At 40.4% G+C, this 19904-nt stretch carries 15 protein-coding genes; 9 read left to right on the forward strand and 6 right to left on the reverse strand.

Features of this window, described 5'->3' with window-relative positions:
• The first annotated feature begins 301 nt into the window (after window positions 1-301).
• The 6 genes from AC3G7N_RS00960 (at window position 302) to AC3G7N_RS00985 (ending at window position 8050) form a co-directional block, all read left to right on the forward strand.
• Complete coding sequence (locus AC3G7N_RS00960) at window positions 302-997, forward strand: FadR/GntR family transcriptional regulator (RefSeq protein WP_489420258.1); 696 nt, start codon at window positions 302-304, stop codon at window positions 995-997.
• A gap of 60 nt (window positions 998-1057) precedes the next feature.
• The gene (locus AC3G7N_RS00965) at window positions 1058-2374 is read left to right on the forward strand and encodes an FAD-binding oxidoreductase (protein ID WP_489420259.1); all 1317 of its coding nucleotides are present in this window, start codon (window positions 1058-1060) and stop codon (window positions 2372-2374) included.
• Window position 2375: 1 nt separating this feature from the next.
• Window positions 2376-3758 (forward strand): (Fe-S)-binding protein, encoded by a 1383-nt coding sequence (locus AC3G7N_RS00970; RefSeq protein WP_489420260.1) that lies wholly within the window; start codon window positions 2376-2378, stop codon window positions 3756-3758.
• 20 nt (window positions 3759-3778) lie between these two features.
• Window positions 3779-5239: an FAD-linked oxidase C-terminal domain-containing protein gene (locus tag AC3G7N_RS00975; protein WP_489420261.1), complete on the forward strand. Its 1461-nt coding sequence runs from the start codon at window positions 3779-3781 to the stop codon at window positions 5237-5239.
• 34 nt (window positions 5240-5273) lie between these two features.
• Window positions 5274-6038, forward strand: coding sequence for a fumarylacetoacetate hydrolase family protein (locus tag AC3G7N_RS00980; RefSeq protein WP_489420262.1), 765 nt, complete (start codon window positions 5274-5276; stop codon window positions 6036-6038).
• A 248-nt stretch (window positions 6039-6286) separates the two neighbouring features.
• Window positions 6287-8050: an L-lactate permease gene (locus AC3G7N_RS00985; protein ID WP_489420263.1), complete on the forward strand. Its 1764-nt coding sequence runs from the start codon at window positions 6287-6289 to the stop codon at window positions 8048-8050.
• Window positions 8051-8142: 92 nt separating this feature from the next.
• Here AC3G7N_RS00985 and htpX read toward each other — a convergent pair whose 3' ends face one another.
• The 6 genes from htpX to AC3G7N_RS01015 all read right to left on the reverse strand — a co-directional run bounded on the left by htpX (window position 8143) and on the right by AC3G7N_RS01015 (window position 15511).
• Window positions 8143-9054: a protease HtpX gene (gene htpX / locus AC3G7N_RS00990; protein ID WP_489420264.1), complete on the reverse strand. Its 912-nt coding sequence runs from the start codon at window positions 9052-9054 to the stop codon at window positions 8143-8145.
• 345 nt (window positions 9055-9399) lie between these two features.
• A complete protein-coding gene (locus tag AC3G7N_RS00995; protein ID WP_489420265.1) occupies window positions 9400-10452 on the reverse strand; it encodes a C45 family autoproteolytic acyltransferase/hydrolase in 1053 nt (350 codons plus the stop codon).
• Complete coding sequence (locus AC3G7N_RS01000) at window positions 10449-12071, reverse strand: amidohydrolase (RefSeq protein ID WP_489420266.1); 1623 nt, start codon at window positions 12069-12071, stop codon at window positions 10449-10451. Before AC3G7N_RS01000 ends, AC3G7N_RS00995 begins: the two co-directional genes overlap by 4 nt.
• Window positions 12072-12096: 25 nt before the next feature.
• Window positions 12097-13599: a sodium:solute symporter family protein gene (locus AC3G7N_RS01005; RefSeq protein WP_489420267.1), complete on the reverse strand. Its 1503-nt coding sequence runs from the start codon at window positions 13597-13599 to the stop codon at window positions 12097-12099.
• On the reverse strand, window positions 13599-13817 hold the full coding sequence (locus tag AC3G7N_RS01010) for a hypothetical protein (RefSeq protein WP_489420268.1): 219 nt from the start codon (window positions 13815-13817) through the stop codon (window positions 13599-13601). The genes AC3G7N_RS01005 and AC3G7N_RS01010 overlap by 1 nt, the downstream gene beginning before the upstream one ends.
• A gap of 299 nt (window positions 13818-14116) precedes the next feature.
• Window positions 14117-15511: a hypothetical protein gene (locus tag AC3G7N_RS01015; RefSeq protein WP_489420269.1), complete on the reverse strand. Its 1395-nt coding sequence runs from the start codon at window positions 15509-15511 to the stop codon at window positions 14117-14119.
• Between the two features lie 389 nt (window positions 15512-15900).
• On the opposite strand from AC3G7N_RS01015, the gene AC3G7N_RS01020 reads away from it, so the two are divergent.
• From AC3G7N_RS01020 to preA, 3 genes are all read left to right on the forward strand, one after another.
• Window positions 15901-17148 (forward strand): Zn-dependent hydrolase, encoded by a 1248-nt coding sequence (locus AC3G7N_RS01020; RefSeq protein WP_489420270.1) that lies wholly within the window; start codon window positions 15901-15903, stop codon window positions 17146-17148.
• Window positions 17149-17209: 61 nt separating this feature from the next.
• Complete coding sequence (locus AC3G7N_RS01025) at window positions 17210-18586, forward strand: NAD(P)-dependent oxidoreductase (RefSeq protein ID WP_489420328.1); 1377 nt, start codon at window positions 17210-17212, stop codon at window positions 18584-18586.
• 32 nt (window positions 18587-18618) lie between these two features.
• Window positions 18619-19899, forward strand: a complete 1281-nt coding sequence (gene preA / locus AC3G7N_RS01030; protein ID WP_489420271.1) for an NAD-dependent dihydropyrimidine dehydrogenase subunit PreA — start codon at window positions 18619-18621, stop codon at window positions 19897-19899.
• Window positions 19900-19904 lie beyond the last annotated feature (5 nt).

Here is a 19904-nt window from a genome sequence, read left to right on the forward strand (position 1 = left end):
GAGTTAAAAGCAAATGATAAATAGTCTAATGTTACATGCATGACCCCGAAGTTTTAATGGAATTATTTAAGCTGTTCAATCAATCCACCTTTTCAATATCTATTACAGTAAACGACGTCGCCTTTCACTTTTGTCGAAAAAACCAGAAAAAAATTTCATAAGTAACTATCTATAATATAATATTTCTGATTTTTTAAAATAATATCTTGACTTTGTTATAGTACAGTGGTTTAATGTAGATGAAGTTATCAGATATCAGATAAGTGAACTACCTAACTAGTAAAACAGAGGGGGTATTCAAATGCTCCAAGCTGAGAAAATATCGAGAAAAAAAGTATCTGAAATTGTTGTTGAGCAAATTGAAGGATGGATTCGTTCTGGTAAAGTTCAGCCTGGGGAGAAACTGCCTTCTGTTAGAGAATTATGTGACATGTTTGAAGTTGGGCGCTCCGCAATGCGTGATGCTTTAACGACATTGAAAGGAAGAGGGCTTGTTGACGTAAAGCATGGTGAAGGAACTTTTGTCTGTCGTATCGATACCAATCACCTGCTGCCGGATATATTGCTCTTTAGGAAAAACGACATTAACGAACTTTATCAGGTTCGCAAAATTTTAGAGGTTGGCATTGTTGAAATGGCTGCAGCAAATGCATCGTCTGGTCAACTTGATCAAATGAAAGAAGCATTGGGTGAATTATCATCGGCTAAAACAGTAAAAGGCTGGGAAGCGGACTATCGATTTCACCAAACGATTGCAGAAGCATGTGGGAACAATATACTAATTGATTTGGTGGAAGCGGTATCATCGACAATGAAAAAAGGGATTATGGATTGTCATCGAATTATACTGTCAGATAAAAAATTAACAGCTGAAGTTTTCATGCAGCATGTCGCCATCTATGATGCTATAAAAACAAATGATCCAGCAAAAGCGCGTGAGTCCATGTTATGGCACCTTACTTACGTTGAAGAACTACTTAACAGTCATTTACACTAACTGCTGCGGGACAAGGAGCCTGTCCCCATGTCCCGTAAAAATCAAGGGGGGTACGGCAACATGATTTCTTTAGATTTAGAAGGGATTTTGCCAAAAGAGCAAGTAAAACCTAACGATGAGGAAGGGCATCCACTTGGCAACGGTGGGTTTCAAATTATTGAAGCTCATTCTGAAGAAGATATTTCGAAAGTTCTCGCCTACGCGAACAAACACGATAAAACGGTAAATGTTGTTTCAGGGGGAACGAAACGAGGGTATGGCGGGGTGATTGAACAAGCGGATATTTTATTATCGCTTGCTAATTACAAAGGTATTGTGGAGCATTCAGTTGGTGACCTGACATTGACGGTGAGGCCCGGTACAACGTTAAGCGAAATTACCGATGAATTAGTAAAACATGGGCAGCGCGCGGCATTTGACACTTCCTGGCCGGAAATGGCGACGATTGGTGGCATTGTCGCAGCGAATGACAGTGGGGCGAAACGACTCCTTTACGGTTCTGCAAGAGATTTGGTTATCGGTACTAGAATTGTATATCCAGACGGAAGAGTTATCCGTACAGGCGGTAAAGTGGTGAAAAACGTGGCAGGTTATGACATGAATAAGCTTTTCATCGGTTCAATGGGAACGCTTGGTGTCATTAGCGAAATCACGATTAAATTACGACCACTTCCGAAATATGAAGGTTTGTCTCTTCTGCATTTCCCTAAAGGCAATGAACAAGCTATTCGTGAATTTTCTGTGCTCATTCTCGATTCTATGATGGAACCGGTCTCTCTTGAAATTTTAACCCCTTCTATCGCTGAAAAAATGACTGGCAACAATCACTATACACTTGCGATTGCATTTGAAGATCGAGAAAATGCTGTCCTTGATCAGGAGAAATGGGTAAAGGAACACTTGCCAATCGATGCCCAGCATTCTGTGCTGCATGAAGAAGAAGCAAGAGAGTGGTGGGGAAAATTCCGGCATTTCGGTCCTAATGGCTACAATGATGACAAGAACGACGCAGAGACACAAGCGGCTCTGAAAATTGGAAGCAATAATTTAGATGTTCTCGTTAACCTGGAAGAAGCTGACAAGCTTGCTAATGCGTATCATGTTTCGGTTGAAGGGCATGGTGGCCTGGGACATGGTATATCGAGGGTATATGTCAAAGGATTTCCAGAAGATATTGTTTCTTATAGTAAAGCACTAAGGACAAAGGTAGAAGAAAAGCGTGGGTATGTCGTGTGTACACATTTGCCATTTGCACTAAGGGAAGCGGCTGGCGTTTGGGGAGGAAAGCCAGGGTATTTTCCTTTATTAGAAGGCATTAAACGCACGAACGACCCGAAGGAAGTCCTAAACCGCCAACGTTTTGTAGGAGGTATATAACATGAGTGTGGATGAAAATAGGTTGAAGAATTTATTGAACAATGATAAAGATGGTGCACCCTGTCAAACGAAGAGTCTAGGAAACTATCTTTGGGAAGATATTCCTGATGAAAATAAATGGGCTGACTGTGTTCACTGTGGCATGTGCCTGGAAGCTTGTCCGACTTATCAAGAAACAGGTGAAGAACAACATTCACCGAGAGGTCGCGTTTATCTAATAAAAGCTGTTGCGGAAGGCAAAATTGATGTTAATGAAGCTTTTTCCAAACCCGTTTTTGATTGCCTTGATTGTCGTGCCTGTGAAACAGCATGTCCAGCAGACGTTCAAGTCGGTGGGCTGATTGAAGAAGCTCGTGGACAAATTCGCCAAGCGATGCCTTTAACAGGTTTTACAGGTGCGCTTAGCAAGACAGTTTTGAATGGATTATTCCCGTATCATAATCGCATGAATACACTCGGTGGCTTAATGAGATTTTACCAAAAAAGCGGTGTTCAACGTGCAGTAAGGAAAACAGGCTTGCTAAATGTAATGCCAACACACTTGAAAGACATGGAATCCGTTCTCCCGAAAGTCGGAAAACCTGTACTGGGAAGATATCCAGAGATTGTTCCGGCTGAAGGCGAGACAAAACAGCGGGTTGGAATGTTAACTGGCTGTGTCATGGATGTCATGTTCAGTGACGTTAACGAATCGACCATTCGGGTTCTCACACATAACGGGTTTGAAGTTGGCCTTCCGAAACAACAGGGCTGCTGTGGTGCTCTTCATATTCACGCAGGCGAAAGAGAAACAGGGAAAAACCTTGCGAAACAAAATATTGAAGCGTTTAAGGATTACGATAAAATACTTGTGAATGCAGCAGGGTGTGGGTGTGCGCTTCAGGAATATCATGAACTATTCAGAAATGATCCTGAAATGCTACCTTTAGCAGAGGAGTTTTCAGCGAAAATTGAGGATGTTTCCAAGTTTTTATATGACAATAATTTTAAACGTCCAAAAACAGAAATCAAAACAAAAATTACGTACCATGACGCGTGTCATCTAGCTCACGGACAGGGTATACGCTTTGAACCTCGTCAACTTTTAAAAGAAATCCCAGGAGTAGAAATGGTCGAATTACCTGATGCAGACAGATGCTGCGGAAGTGCGGGCATCTACAATCTTACACATCCGGAGATGGCAGGAAAACTTCTCGAACGTAAGATTGATGATATTCCTGACGATGTTGAAATGGTTTCGATGGGTAATCCTGGTTGCATGCTTCAAATCGCAATGGGTGTTGAAAAACATGGTAGAAGTGAAAAAGTTGTCCATACCGTCCAACTGCTTGACTTAGCTTATAAAAAAGAAAAAAAGGAAGCAAGCAAATTAGTGAAATCATAAATCAAAAGGAGGTGAAAGGCATGTTTGGAAAAAAGCATAGAAAACAAAATCCTGATGCTGTTGTTCAAGAATTAATTGATATTGTTGGTGAAAGTGAGGTTCTTTATTTGAAAGAAGATCTCATTTCATATGAGTGTGACGGTTACACGATGTCAAAAGGGATGCCAAGGGCGGTAGTATTTGTAAATAATGCAAAGCAAGTTTCAGAGATTGTGAAACGATTAAACAAAGAAAAGGTTCCTTATATTGCACGAGGAGCAGGAACAGGCTTAAGCGGAGGAGCGACTCCGTTCGGCGGTGAAGTCTTAATCAGTCTGGTTCGGATGAAAAAGATGCTTCACGTCGACTTGGAAAATAGAAAAGCAGTTGTAGAGCCAGGCTACGTTAACCTAAAGCTGACACAATCTATTTCAGATAAAGGGTACTATTACGCGCCAGACCCTTCAAGCCAGTACGCATGTACGATTGGCGGTAATGTTGCTGAAAATGCCGGTGGTGCGCACTGTTTAAAATATGGTGTAACGACGAATCATATTTTAGGGCTTGAGATTGTTCTTCCGAGTGGTGAAATTGTTGAAATTGGAGAAGAAGGGGTTCCTGATCGCCCAGGATACGATTTGCTCGGCCTCTTGACGGGATCAGAAGGAACACTTGGCATTGTGACCAAAATTACCGTGAAAGTTTTAAAAAATCCTGAAGGTAAGAAAACCGTTCTCGCTTATTATGATGATATTAATGATGCGAGCCAAGCAGTTTCAGAGATTATTTCCGCTGGTATCATTCCAGCAGCACTTGAAATGATGGATTCTATCGCTATCGAGGGCGTGGAATCGGCCGCTTATCCAGTTGGACATCCGAGAGATATTGCTGCCTTCCTGCTTATTGAAGTGGATGGAATCGCAGCTGGAATTGACGACCAAATCGATGAAATTCTTACTGTATGTAAAAGAAACCATGTGCGTGAGGTAAAAGTAGCAAAGGATGAAGCAGAGCGTGGACTTTGGTGGGCAAACCGTAAGATGGGCTTTGGTGCAATGGGGGCGATTTCTCCAGATTACCTCGTTCAGGATGGTGTGATTCCTAGAACTCGCTTGCCTGAGGTGCTTGCAAAGATTTCTGAAATCAGTGCAAAGTATGAGCTTCGTATTGCGAATATTTTCCATGCAGGCGATGGAAACCTCCACCCGCTTATTTTGTTCGACGCAAGTATTCCCGGTCAAAGTGAACGTGCTTCAAAAGCGGGATCTGATTGTTTGAAGGTTTGTGCGGATGTTGGTGGTTCAATTACTGGTGAACACGGTGTGGGGATTGAAAAGTCAGCTGAAATGCGTTTTATCTTCAGTGACGAAGAAATGGCTGCGCAAACGGATATACGTGCTGTGTTTAACCCGGGAAACCTATTAAATCCAGGGAAATTATTCCCTAGTCCCGGCCGTTGTGCCGAAGTTAAGCAAGATTTGAAAAAAGCAGAAGTACACTAGTTTACTAGTTAAAAAGAGATGAGGAGTGGAAGCAATGAAATTTGCTAGATTTAAAAAACAAAACGAGGAAACAATTTTGCAAGGAATCGTAACAGGCAACGGTATAAACCAAATTGAGGGTGACATATTTACAGGTTGGAAGCATACAGAAGTAGTACATAATGTTGAAGAGCTGGAACTATTGGAACCGTTTACACCGCGGCATGTAATCGGCATCGGTGCGAACTATGTCGGCAAAACTGAGGATTTACCTTCTGAACTGCCTGAAATACCCGTATTTTTTTATAAGCCGGTTTCTTCCGTTATTGGGAGTGGGAAACCCATTATAATCCCGGGTAAAATAGAAGAAGTAAAATTCGAATCAGAGCTTGCAGCAGTGATTGGCAAACGTGCAAGCAACATTTCTGACGAAGAGGTAACTGACTATATCTTTGGTTATACGGTAGCCAATGATGTAACGGCGCCGCAGTTTTTCCATGAAGCTGGACATTGGATGATAGGAAAGTCATTTGACACGTTTACACCGCTTGGCCCATATATCGAAACAGAACTTGATCCTGATAAAGTCAAAGTTGAAGCATACTTAAACGGTGACAAGAAGCAGGATAGTCCAACAACACAGATGATTGTTCCCATGAGAAAGATGATTGCTTACTTATCCAGCGTGATGACACTAGAACCGGGAGATGTGATTTTAACGGGGAGTCCGCTTGGTGCTGAAATGATGAATGACGGCGATGAAATCGTCTGTCAAATTGCAGGAATTGGTGAGCTTCGTAACCCTGTAAAACAAGGCTGATTTTATATAACAATATTTTATGTGCTTGTTAGGGGCAGACATGCATATTGTTATTTAATATAAAAGCAATTCAAAGGGGATGTTTAAAAAATCACCAAATGATAAACTACGAACTTCTTCGTTGGCTTGTCTTTCCGGTCCTCATGCAGCAGTAACCTACATTCTGGACCTCAAGACGTCGCCGCCTTGAATTTCTTGTTTCTAATTCGGCGACTTTTTGAACACGCATTTAAAAGGGGGATTTAAAAATGGGCAATGGAACATTAGCTATTCTGGCTTTACTTCCGATTATTGTTGTTGCAATTTTCCTGGTCGGACTTAAATGGCCAGCAAGTAAAGCGATGCCGCTTTCTTACATCGTCGCGGTTTTACTGGCACTTTTCATTTGGGATATAGCATTTCCAAAAGTCGCCGCTGCATCAGTTCATGGTCTTATCGTTGCTGTTACACTTTTATTCATTATTTTTGGTGCCATACTACTCTTGAACACACTTCAAGAAAGTGGGGGTCTTCACACCATTCGTCGCGGTTTTACAGATATTACACCAGACCGTCGCATTCAGGTAATTATCATTGCATGGCTTTTCGGTTCATTTATTGAAGGGTCAGCAGGGTTTGGTACACCTGCTGCTGTAGCAGTTCCATTATTGGTTGGACTTGGTTTTCCGGCAATGGCTGCTGTTGTAAGCGGTATGATTATTCAAAGTACACCGGTATCATTTGGAGCAGTTGGAACACCGATGATTGTGGGGGTAGGTACAGGAATTGAGCCGCTTACCCAAATTACGGATGTCTCTGCTTTCGTATTTGGTGTTGCTGGGAAAGTAGCTTTGCTCCATGCTATTGCGGGACTGCTAATTCCGCTATTTGTAGTCGCTATTTTAACGCGATTTTTCGGAAAAAACAAATCGTTCAGAGAAGGCCTGGCGGTGTGGAAATTTGCACTATTTGCATCGTTAGCGATGACAATCCCGTATCTTATCGTTGCAAATACATTAGGACCTGAATTTCCTTCCATGATTGGTGGCTTAATTGGGTTGGCAATTGTCATTCCGGCTGCTAAAAAAGGTTTCCTCATGCCAAAAGAAGATGAAATCTGGGATTTTGAAGCAAAAGACCGCTGGGATCCAACATGGACTGGACGTGTTGAACTCAAACACAGCGATATCTATGCAGGCAAAATTAGCATGATGCGTGCATGGGCTCCATACGTTTTGATTGCTGTCCTCTTACTAGTTTCAAGACTAACTGTTGTTGGAGATTGGCTCAAATCCGCCAAGATTACAATTCCAAATATTTTTGGAACAGAAATTTCTTCTAGTTGGGACATTTTATTTTCACCAGGTTTTATTTTTATCGTCGTTTCAATATTTACGTACTATATACACGGAATGAAAGGCCGAGAGTTTGCTCGGGCATGGACAGATTCCGGAAAAACAATGATTGCTGCTGGTTCAGCTCTTGTCTTTACAGTTCCAATGGTGCAAGTGTTTCTTAACTCAGGCGGCGGGGCAGCGGGCTATGAGAAAATGCCAATTGTACTAGCGGATGGCGTCGCAAATATAGCAGGTTCTATGTATCCATTTTTTGCAACGTTCATTGGTGGACTAGGTGCATTTGTAGCTGGTAGTAACACCGTCAGTAACATGATGTTCTCACTCTTCCAATATGGAGTAGGTGCGCGTATTGGTGCCGACCCGACTTGGATGGTTGCACTTCAAGCAGTCGGTGGAGCGGCTGGGAACATGATCTGCGTGCATAACGTTGTTGCTGCGTCAGCCGTTGTTGGTCTCGTAGGAAAAGAAGGGCATGTTATTCGTAAAACGCTTCTCCCGTTTATCTATTACGCGTTGTTGATTGGATCTATCGGTTATTCAATTATGTGGACAGCCGAAAAAGGTATTCTCAACATCGGGACGATTATCGCGGTTATTATTTGGGCGATTGTCTTTTACTTCATTGCAACGAACAAGAAACGTTTAAACGCCATTGAACGCGACATCGCTTCTTAAATACCGTATGATGGGACTCCTTCGAAAGTGAGGGAGTTTTTTTATGTACGGGAGGTGGGGCAAGGGGACAGTTTACTGTCCCTATGTCCCACCTAACGTTGTTCTAACCGCTTAATTCTTTCATCTATATCGGGATGAGATGAGAAAAGTGAGAGCATCCCGCCTTTTCCATTTATCTTCATGGTTTGGATAGCTGAATCGTCGGTACGGTCATTAACTCGAGCCCGACCTACATGATTTTTTAAAGAACGTAAAGCATGTGCCATCTTGTCGCGGCCAGCTAAATCAGCGCCTCCGCGGTCGGCATGATATTCACGATGACGTGAATACGCACTAACGACAAGACTTCCAAGAATGGAGAATAAAATTTGGAAGATAATAATCGCTGCAAAACGGACAATCATTTCCATCTCAGAACGTACAAACCGCGATACGATAATTGCAGCAATTCTTGAGAAAAAGACGACAAACGTGTTGACAACACCCTGCAGTAACGTCATGGTTACCATGTCGCCGTTCGCAACGTGAGCTACCTCATGGGCAATAACGCCTTCCACTGCATGATCGTCCAAGTTATTTAATAATCCTGCTGAAACAGCAACGAGGGACCGTTTTTTTGAAGGGCCTGTCGCAAATGCATTAACCTCGGGCGACTGATAAATTCCAACCTGTGGCATATGGACTAATCCAGCTGCACGAGAAAGTCGATGAACCTTCTCAACCACTGTACGTTCATGTGCCGATAATTGACCATTCGGATCCAGCACCTTGACCTTCATCATCTTTTTTGCAACAAAGCGTGATATTGCTAGTGAGAAGAATGAGCCTATGAAACCTATGAGTATGCTGAATACCATTAATGAGCCATAATTAATCCCTAAACCGGGACCGTTATTTTCAAACGTACCACTAATACCGGTATAGGTTGTTATTAGTGACCAGACGATTACAATTGTCGTCATTACTAGAATGTTTGTTAATAAAAAAAGAAATATTCGTTTCATTCGTTTGCCCCCATTTCAAATATACACTTCTATTTTACCATGATTGTACTAGGATAGAGAAGTATAAAACCATGAGAGCCTTGTGGCAAGGCATGAGATAGCCTTCATTAAGGCGGAATTTCAATACTAGAAAAAGAAATATGTAAGCTTAAGCAACAATGATTAACTTAAAAGATATTTAAAAACACGGTTCACCTTATATTCGGGAACCGTGTTTCAAATTTACATTTTTAAGAAGTTATACGTTTTGATATTTATCTGTCTAGTCCGTCTGAGATTCTAAATTAATCTATTTATGATAAAAACCAAAGCAGTTCCCATGTTTCGTGCCCAAACAAAAGGAGATTAGTTGTTAGTAAATTCACAAGGCTTTCCTTCTATCCACGATAACTCATTATCTGATAAATTCATTACTATACTGAATACAGTTTCCATTTTGTTAAGAACTGTTTGTTCTGGTGATTCATGACGGCAAATAGAATTAGGATAGTTTTCATGATTAGAAAGAACATTAAATAAATCATCTTTGTCTATTATTTCATTTAGAGATTCCATTTGTTTTGTTATTGTAGATAGGCGATTATGCGAATCCGGAAGTATGTTTTCCTTAATATTCCTTTTCATTTCCATAGAGCAGATATGGTTTGTATGCACTAATATACCATTAGTTGGTTTAATTTGTGCTGTATACACAGGTGATACTTCCATGCTTATGGCTTCTTCTGACTTGGAGCCAATGAGAAAATGAGCAGGTGAGGCCATTTGATTAGCTGTTACGTTAGAAACTGCCTCTTCCAGAGACTCGGACTCCAGAATTGCTCTTAAACCTAGATGAATAGGAACTTTCGGTTGCCATGTATCTGTTACTAAAGCATTTAGACAAACTCCTATGCCAGCACTATTGCATCCGATTTTGCCAATTATACCTGCTTCTGTAACCATCTGTAAGGTCGGTAGGTTACTTTGTTCAATTTCAAGATGGATTAAAGAATCGTTTTGTGAATTTTTCCAATCCCAATTTTGAGCTAACCATGTTTTTGTCGTTTTTGGTTTTGATAGTGCGAACGAAGTGCATCCATCTGGTGAAGTTATTAACGCTATTTCACTTCTCGCATTTAGAGCCAAAACATCTTCAAATGATACTCCGGCTCCTTTTGCTAATCCTTCCATTTCCTTTATATAATTTGAATTGTATTTTTCAATTTCTTTCACGTGTAACAAAGCTTTATTACATGCATCATTCCAGGATGTTCCAGCATATTCCTTAAACATTTTTTCGTAAGTTTGTAAACTGTTATGAACTTTTTCTTTTGCTTCTTTGCCGTGATCAAATCCAATTTCATAGGATGATCCAGACAATTTCAGTATACGATTATCTTTAGGTATCAACTCTTTCATGACTTAACTTCCACTTTGTTTTTTTTATAAATAATTTCTCCATCAATCATTGTCCATTCGACTTGTGCTTCTAGTAGCTTATCGGTATCGGTATTCATTAATGAACGGTCGAACAGAATGAGATCGGCTAATTTTCCTGGTTCTATACTTCCTTTTTTATCTTCTTCAAAGGATGCATACGCTCCATTAATCGTGTACATTCGTATAGCTTCTAAAAGAGAAATTTTTTGGTCTTCTCCGATTACTTGTCCAGAGAGAGATTGACGTGTTAATGACGTGTGTATGCCGCGAATCGGTGAAAAGTCTGTAACGGGACAGTCAGATGCAATTGCTGCTAGAACATTTTCTTTTAAATAGTCTCCTAATGGATACATGTGCTCTGCGCGCTCTCCATAATTTTCAACATAGCCATCTCCGTACTCGTAATGAAATGCAGGGTTTGGGATAGGCACTACATGTTGTTCTTTCATTCTTTTGATAAGGTCGGGTGTTGCTATACCTGCATGCTCAATTCGATGTCGAGTATCTGAGCGGGGGTATAATTGATGTGCTTTTTCAATGCATTTTAACAGCATATCAATTGCAGCGTCACCTTGTGCATGAGATGTTATTTGCCAACCCTTTTCGTGGGCAGGAATAAATAATTCATCAACTTCTTCCTGACTGAAATAATGGACACCAAAGTTTTCTGGGTCACTCGTGTAAGGATCACGTGTCCATACGGTTGGACCACTACTACTGCCATCAAGGAACAGTTTAACTGGTCCAATTTTAAATTTATTATCTCCTAATCCAGTAAATATTCCTGAATCAACCATATGTTTAACAACATCTTGAGGCTTACTTAATGCCCCAATCATTGCATAAATGCGCTGTTTAATAACACCTTTTTGTGAGTCAGCTTGTAAAGCATGTATATTATTTAGACCATAGCCTGTCGCATCATGAATAGATGTTATTCCTTTTTCCGCAAAATGTTCAGAAGCAATTTTATGTGCTTTTCCCATTTCTTTATTTGTGAAAGAGGCCACGGTAAACATTTTCATATGAGCATTTTCTATCATTAATCCCGTGAGTTCTCCGTCTTTTCTTTTTTCAAAACTTCCACCATCTGGATCAGGAGTATTCTTATCAACATCAGCCAGACGAAGTGCATAGCTATTCACAGCTGAAATATGCCCGCATGTGCGCACTACAAGAATAGGATGGTCTGTTGTAACAGTATCCAACTCTTCTTTCGTTGGAAAACGCTTTTCCGCCATATTTCCCTCTTGGTAGCCCCAAGCTCGGATCCATTCGCCCTTAGGTGTACTAGATGTTCTTTCTTTTAAGTCCTTCAATAAATCATCGATGGATTGAATATGTTCACTTTTACATGAAATTGAAAGCACATTTGTCCCATACATCGTAATATGCAGATGGGAGTCAATGAAACCAGGCATCAATGTATTGCCATTTAATTTAATAACTTCACTATTTTCATCTTTAAGTGTTAAGATATCTTCGGTTGACCCAACGGCTTGGATCTTATTACCCTTTATAGCTACTGCTTCTGTTATCTGATTGCTGCCATTAACGGTTATAACTTCTCCATCAATAAATAAAGTTTGTTTTTCCAAGAAAAATCCTCCCTTTTGGTACTGGTTATTTTGCTTCTATTGTGTTTGTCGGCGTATCTTCTTCATATAATTCATCCACCATGTCAGGAAAGAAACGTTCGATTGTTTCTCTAGACGCAGGCTTTGTCATCAATGAAACAGTGACGAAAACGGACATGTTTACCAATAACCCCCAAATTCCAGCGTGAACGCCGAGTGGGTGAGGGAACACGAAAGAAAAAAATAAGGTTACAATAAATCCTCCAAATAACCCCCAGAAGGTACCTTGCTTTGTTGCTCTAGGCCAGAAAAACATACCGACAATTGCCGGAAAGGCTTGTCCAATGAATCCATATCCTATTAGTAATATGTATACTAAACTTGCTGGCTCCATGATGGAAATAGGTGCGATAATAAAAACCATGATTGGGAATATCAATCTTCTTGTCCATTTTCCTGCAGTATGATCATCCCACTTTAAAAGTGGTTGTAGAATATCTTTGCTGTAGCTAAGGGCAGTTGCATGAATACAAGGTTCACTGGAAGACATTGCTGCCGCCAACGTACCAGCTCCAAGAAGGCCTGCGACAATTACAGGCATATTATCTACTGCCATTTGAATAGCTACTGTATCTGGATTCGCAAGATTTGGATACATAAAGATTCCAATAAAACCGACTACTATCATTGGTATGAGCACTATATAAAAAGTTGGTAGTAAAGTGGCTGCCCGTTTGATAGATTTCTTTGAATTTGCTCCCATCCACTGTATCCAGTGGGTTTGCCAAATAGAAAAAATAGAAATTAATATGGAGGTTGTCCAGAATGTAACGTTCATATCACCTAATCCTCCAGGGAGTGTCATGAATTCTGGAATATCAGCTTTTACGCGTTCAAAAATAGGTCTGAATGAGTAACCTCCAGTAAACTGCTGAGTAGCCCATAGGCCTACAAACCATGAGACAACTAACATTAATCCACCTTGAAAGGCATTGGTTACACCTATCGCTTTTAGACCACTTTTATACAAGTAGATAGAAATTACACCAAGTGATAAAAAAACACCGACCCATGTGGGAATCAAACCGTAACTCATTACATTCAAGATATAAGCGGCTCCAGTAGTCTGAAGTATTGCATAAGCCAGAATGCCAATTGACGTAACAATTGAGGCTAATCCGCCTAGTTGTTTACTTTCATAACGGTCAGATATTGCAGCTGACTGTGTAACGTGATTATATTTTTTTCCGAGTTCCCATACTTTCGGGCCGAAATACCAAGCAACGATAGCCATATACGTTAAATAAATGACAACATATAAAACAGGTACCCCTTTAGAAAAGGCCCATCCTGGTGAACCCATAAACGTATATGCACTAACTCCGCCGGCACCAATTAGAAGATACATCATAATTGGCCCCATGCTTCGGCTGCCAACACCCCATTCTTCCGCATCATCCATATTTCTACCTTTACCTGCGCTGTAACCGAGTATCACAGCAATTACCATGTAGGAAACAGTAATAATAAATGGAATGTATATACCCATTATTTAATCCCCCCGATTTTGTTGATAAACCACATAATAAAGGTTGTTAAAAAGATAATAATTACTGACCAAGTCATAAGGATAGGCATTCCCAGAATAATAGTATCATTGTTAAGTAATGGTATTACTGGCCAGCTTCCTAAAAGAATGACAAAGATAATGAGACCCAAACTAATCCAACCTTTACCTGTGTTAGGAAGTCTGAATGTGGCTTTCATTTAATCCCCTCCGCGTTTTATATTTTCTTTGATAGCAATATTCAAACTTCATTTGGATTGTTTTGAATTTGCAGAATATAGTATAACTATAAAGAAAATACTTAACAAGAACACTAATCACAGTGTTAAATATGAAGTTGGCTTGTTTTACGTTGTGTCCATGATGTACCCTATGTTTATTTTATGAGCCATCGTCTAGTAATTGGTATGTTTCAAGAGTATGGTGATTCATCGAATTCATAAAATTATTATCTAAGCAAATGTTTACCTTTTCAGTCGTTGATTCAGTGTCTGTATTCCTATGACCGCTTCACCATATCAATATAAAGTTGCTGGTACGCTTTATGTTCTGCTTCCATTCCTAGCTCGTGATAGAGTTTTGCAAGCCATTGGACGGGCTTTGGATCTTCTGCACGAAGTTCCATGTCAAAGCTCATACATTCTATCGCTTGTCTAGGGTGATGGAAGTAATGGTAAAGTTCTCCAAGGCGTTGTTGTTGGTTCGGATCTTCTGCAATAAGGTTCATCTCATCAACTTTTTGTAATATTGGTTCTGTAAGGGGAATATCTTTAAGTGGCTGTTTCCATTCTTGTATATATGAAAGGGCATGATCATTCAGTAACGAGGTAACAGCCTGATGTAACATATCGGAAGCCTGATCATCTTTTGAGTCATATAGAGTAAGTACCAGTTTTTGTAATTCCTCTGGTGGGATGGAGCCTGAAGTAATTCCTTTATGTTTTACTAGATTAATCAATTTTTGAGATTGAGATGGTTGTAGAATAAGCTTGTGTTTGCTTATTAATGTTAATACATCTTCCAGTTTTGCATGCTCCACATAGCCATTCAATAAATCCTGATGCAAAGGTTCAATGTTAAGACCACGGGCATATAAATCTTCTAGGATGTCTAACATATTTATGCCCTCATAATGTTCAAAAACGAATGATTTCAATGCATGATAATCTTCCGTCTTTTGTGTGTGAACCACTCGGGTTACATGGATAGCGACAATGTCTATCCATCGGCTTTGTTCTTTATATATAGCCATCAACTTTTGAAAAGGTTGATCGTTGTGTTTACTGGAGTATAACTTTTTCTCCACATAAATAGGGTCTCTTTCAAGTGATGCCACGTCTCCGTTTTTGTAAAGCTCATCATAGCGCATGAATTGTAAGTCACGTGAAAAATTGATAACTATATTATGGGATGGTGCAATGTCTTTGAGGATATGGAGAATGCGATAACAGGATAATAACTTCCCATCTCGACGTTCATTATAGAAAAGCATTTCGATGAAATCAGTTAATTCATCTTTTTTTATAAAGGATTCAAAGTAACTAGCTATTAACGCAGTTTCTTGAGGTGTGTAATGCCTTTGAAATTGTTTTAACAAATCGCCTGAATTATGTTTCTTAAAATGGGGGTAGGGGGAGACTACAGCTTTAATCAATGGATGGGAAGGGAATAGTGTGACACCTTTTTTAAACGAATCTTTCACATAGGAACGGGTGCTGATTTTCTCTGACGTTACATAATTTAAATAGTGATCCTTATAAAAAAAGAGATAGTAGGTCTGATCCTGTTCGTCTGTTGCTTCAATAATTTTGCTCTGTCTATAGATACTCATACGTTTAATTTCTAATTGGTTGGATTGCTGCTTATCTCGTGCAATGATCATTGGATTTTGCATAATCAACCTCCTCGGTAGCTTAATCATACCATAAAAAAGGGAAACCGTTATGAATTAGTGTACGGTAAAACCGGGTTTCTGGACAGTCAAGGAGGGATCAAGTGTGAATAGAGTACAAGCAAAGAATTCTTGAAAAATGAATACACTTGGCGTGGACTAAACGTTAAATAAAGAACCAGACTCCTATACATAGTGTACATTGTGATTATATTGTCACTATTGTAAAGTGAACTATATAACTTTTTTCCTATTTACTTGCTCTTTGTAACTAGAGGAGGAAAGTTTAATTAAATATAACAGAATCTTTTGAAGAGACTTAAAAATTTTAGGAAAACATGGTAGATTATGTAATAATTATACTATAAAAATAGTAAGAAAGGGTGTGCAAAGTGAGAAAAGAAGGGTTATTAATTAATGGGGGAAGACTAAAAAATACGGTGGAACGTTTCGCTGATTTTGGGCGGACCGAAAACAATGGAGTAACTCGTCTAGCGTTATCTGAAGAGGATGGCTTAGTGCGCGACTTTTTTTGTTCCAGTTGCGAGGAGTTAGGCCTATCGGTAAAGATTGATGACATGGGGAATATTTATGCAACTCTTGAAGGTGTCGAGAATAAGCCACCTATTGTTATAGGATCACATTTGGACTCTGTGAAGAAAGGCGGCAGATTCGATGGAGTTCTAGGTGTACTAGCTGGTTTAGAAGTAATCCGAACATTGGTGGAGAACCAGATTAAACCACAAATCCCCATCACAGTTGTAAACATTACAAATGAAGAAGGGGCAAGATTTGAGCCATCAATGATGTCATCTGGAGTTCTTTCTGGGAAATTTGAAAAGTCTACCATGATGGAAAAAGTGGATGTAAATGGGGTCACGTTTAGGGAAGCGCTGCAGAAAATTGGATACACAGGTGATATCGAGAATCGCCTTGAAGAAGCAACAGCTTTTTTAGAGTTACATATTGAACAAGGACCAATTCTTGAAAGAGAAGCTATTTCTATTGGAGTTGTTGAATGTGTACTAGGAATGGTTTGTTATGAAATAGAAGTAACTGGTGAATCTGATCATGCAGGAACAACTCCGATGGACATGAGAAAGGACGCTCTCTTCGGGACAACTAATTTAATTACAGAAGCCCGCAAGAAATTGAGTGCTCTTGATCATCATTTAGTGTATACAATGGGAAGGTTGAATGTTTACCCGAATGTACACACGGTTATCCCGAATAAAGTTGTCTTTTCACTGGAAGCAAGACACCAGAACCCTGAAACGATTAGCCAGGTTGAGGACATTATCCAGGAACTTACGCAATCTTCTTCAAAAGAAGGCTGTGATGTTAACGTTACAAAATTATGGGGACGGGATACGGTTTGGTTCAATAAGGAAGTGTGTGATCTACTAGAACAATCAACAAAGTCATTGGGATATTCGTATAAAAAAATGGTTAGTGGTGCTGGTCATGATGCACAGTTCTTAGCAAGCTATGTCCCTTCTGCAATGGTTTTTGTTCCAAGTATTAATGGGAAAAGCCATGCCGAAGATGAACTGACTGAATGGGAAGATTGTGAAAAAGGGGTCAATGTTTTGCTAGAAACTGCTTTAACAATGTCAACAAACGGAAAGTTCAGTTATTGACTTTTATTAAAACAATCTATACTAGCCCACATGTGAAAATGAGGAGGATGTCATTATGCATATGAACCGATTTAAGAATAAATCGACTTCACTGAAGGACTTATCACTAAACTTCAATGAAATCGAACCAGATTTATCGCCTAATGAAGCAATGGATGAGTCAAATCGGTGCCTTTATTGTTACGATGCACCTTGTATTACAGCCTGTCCAACTGATATTAATATTCCATCCTTTATTAAAAAGATTGCATCTGGAAATTTAAAAGGGTCAGCTAAAGTCATTATGGAGGCTAACCCAGTGGGAGCAAGTTGTGCACGGGTATGCCCAACTGAAGACTTGTGTGAAGGTGCCTGCGTGTTGAACGATGCCTCTCTGCCGATCATGATAGGAAATTTGCAGAGACATGCAACAAACTGGGCGATTAAAAATAATGAACAATTATTTGAAGCTGGTGAAGATAACGGAAAAAAGGTCGCAATTGTAGGTGGTGGGCCTGCTGGATTGTCCGCAGCCCGTGAACTTGCTCGTCTTGGATTTAACGTAACTATATTTGAAGCGAAAGAAAAAGCCGGTGGTCTTGATACATTCGGTATTGTTTCGTTCCGCTTGCCGCAAGAAGTCTCTTTATGGGAAGTGGAGCAAGTTGAAAATCTGGGTGTAGAGATTCGTACGAATACAATAATTGGCAGAGACATTTCTGTAAGTGAAATTGAAAGCGCTTACGACGCAATTGTGCTGGCTGTTGGGTTATCAAAAGTGCCGATGCTTGGTATAGAAGGTGAAGATGCAAACGGCGTATACGACGCAATTAATTTTGTTGAAACCACAAAATCACCACCGATACGTGAGGATTTTATTGGAAAGAAAGTTGCTATTATTGGTGCAGGGAATACTGCGATCGATGCCGCTACTTGTTCAGTTCGTTTAGGAGCAAGCGATGTAAAAATGTTGTACCGCCGGACGCAAGCCGAAATGACGGCATATGAATTCGAATATGAATTCGCTAAGCAAGAGAATGTGGAATTCAGATGGTTAACACAACCAATGAAGATACTGACAGATAGCGAGGGGAAAGTTAACGCGCTAGAGTGTATTCGCATGGAACTTGGAGAGGCGGATGTTTCCGGTCGCCGTCGCCCATCCCCGATTAAAGATTCAGCGTTTACGATAGAGGTGGACGCGGTTATTAAGGCGATCGGACAATCACGCTTTGTAGACCTAATTGAAGAATTTGATCTTAGTCATGACCAAGGTATTGTGACTATTGATTCTGATACACACCAAACCTCGAATCCAAAAGTATTCGCGGCAGGTGATGTGATTTTCGGTAATGGGCAAGGAGAAGCGATGGTCGTCGAAGCGGCAGAACAAGGAAAGTTAACCGCTTATTCGATTTTTAAAGAATTGATTGGTGAAAACGCGACTGTAAATGCTTAACGAATTACAAACAAGTTACGGGAGGTATTTTTGTGGCAGATTTAAGTATTAACTTTGCTGGGATAAAATCACCAAATCCATTTTGGTTGGCTTCTGCACCGCCAACAAATTCAGGGTATCAGGTGCAAAGAGCATTTGAAGCAGGATGGGGGGGAGCGGTTTGGAAAACGCTTGGAGAACCGATTTTAAATATATCCTCCCGTTTTGCGGGCACGCACTTCAATGGGCAGCGCGTTGCAGGCTTCAATAACACCGAATTAATTACTGATCGTCCACTAGAAGTAAACTTAGAAGAAATTTACGAAACGAAAAAAAGATTTCCTAATCACACCATCATTGCCTCACTAATGGTAGAACCGCAACAGGAAAAGTGGCATGAGATTGTAAAAAGGGTAGAAGCGGTGGGGGTAGATGGATTTGAATTAAACTTCGGATGCCCACACGGGATGGCGGAACGTGGCATGGGAGCAGCTTCAGGACAAGTACCTGAGCTCGTTGAGAAACAGACGATGTGGGCGAAAGAAGTAGCTGAAACGCCTGTCATTGTGAAGTTAACACCGAACATTACTGACATTACCGCAACTGCAAATGCGGCAGTTCAGGGTGGAGCGGACGCAATTAGTATGATTAATACAATCAATAGTCTTGCAGGCGTCGATCTTGATACGTGGAACACAATCCCACATGTAGCTGGAAAAGGTGCACACGGTGGGTATTGCGGTCCTGCTGTAAAACCAATCGCCCTTAACATGGTTGCTGAATGTGCTCGTAACTCAACGATCAATGTTCCTATATCTGGAATTGGAGGGATTTCAGACTGGAGAGATGCAGTCGAATTCATGTTAATGGGGGCAGGCGGTGTGCAAGTTTGTACAGCAGCTATGCACCACGGCTTTAGCATAGTAGAAGATATGGTTGATGGCCTAAACAATTACCTCGACGACAAAGGCATAGCATCCGTTGAGGACCTTGTTGGGAAGTCGGTTCCGAAGTATTCTGACTGGGGTGACCTTGATCTCAATTATAAAACGGTAGCCCGTATTAATACGGACACGTGTATTAACTGTAATAAATGCCATATTGCTTGTGAAGACACGGCACATCAATGTATCGATATGCTAAAAGCTAAAGATGGCACCAAGTACTTAAAGGTTCACGAAGAAGACTGTGTAGGTTGTAACTTATGTTCGATCGTTTGTCCAGTGGACGGCGCGATTGACATGATTGAGATTCCAAGTGATCAGCCAATGACATGGAAAGAGCGTGAGGCTGCAATCAAGCAACCATCATGTGGAATTAGTTTGGTCAAGTAACTGAA

It is taken from the genome of Virgibacillus carmonensis, from assembly GCF_057836705.1.

Coding starts and splice junctions, on each gene's coding strand:
- AC3G7N_RS00960 (WP_489420258.1), top strand. CDS start 302: ATGCTCCAAGCTGAGAAAATATCGAGAAAAAAAGTATCTGAAATTGTT.
- AC3G7N_RS00965 (WP_489420259.1), top strand. CDS start 1,058: ATGATTTCTTTAGATTTAGAAGGGATTTTGCCAAAAGAGCAAGTAAAA.
- AC3G7N_RS00970 (WP_489420260.1), top strand. CDS start 2,376: ATGAGTGTGGATGAAAATAGGTTGAAGAATTTATTGAACAATGATAAA.
- AC3G7N_RS00975 (WP_489420261.1), top strand. CDS start 3,779: ATGTTTGGAAAAAAGCATAGAAAACAAAATCCTGATGCTGTTGTTCAA.
- AC3G7N_RS00980 (WP_489420262.1), top strand. CDS start 5,274: ATGAAATTTGCTAGATTTAAAAAACAAAACGAGGAAACAATTTTGCAA.
- AC3G7N_RS00985 (WP_489420263.1), top strand. CDS start 6,287: ATGGGCAATGGAACATTAGCTATTCTGGCTTTACTTCCGATTATTGTT.
- htpX (WP_489420264.1), bottom strand. CDS start 9,054: ATGAAACGAATATTTCTTTTTTTATTAACAAACATTCTAGTAATGACG.
- AC3G7N_RS00995 (WP_489420265.1), bottom strand. CDS start 10,452: ATGAAAGAGTTGATACCTAAAGATAATCGTATACTGAAATTGTCTGGA.
- AC3G7N_RS01005 (WP_489420267.1), bottom strand. CDS start 13,599: ATGGGTATATACATTCCATTTATTATTACTGTTTCCTACATGGTAATT.
- AC3G7N_RS01010 (WP_489420268.1), bottom strand. CDS start 13,817: ATGAAAGCCACATTCAGACTTCCTAACACAGGTAAAGGTTGGATTAGT.
- AC3G7N_RS01015 (WP_489420269.1), bottom strand. CDS start 15,511: ATGCAAAATCCAATGATCATTGCACGAGATAAGCAGCAATCCAACCAA.
- AC3G7N_RS01025 (WP_489420328.1), top strand. CDS start 17,210: ATGAACCGATTTAAGAATAAATCGACTTCACTGAAGGACTTATCACTA.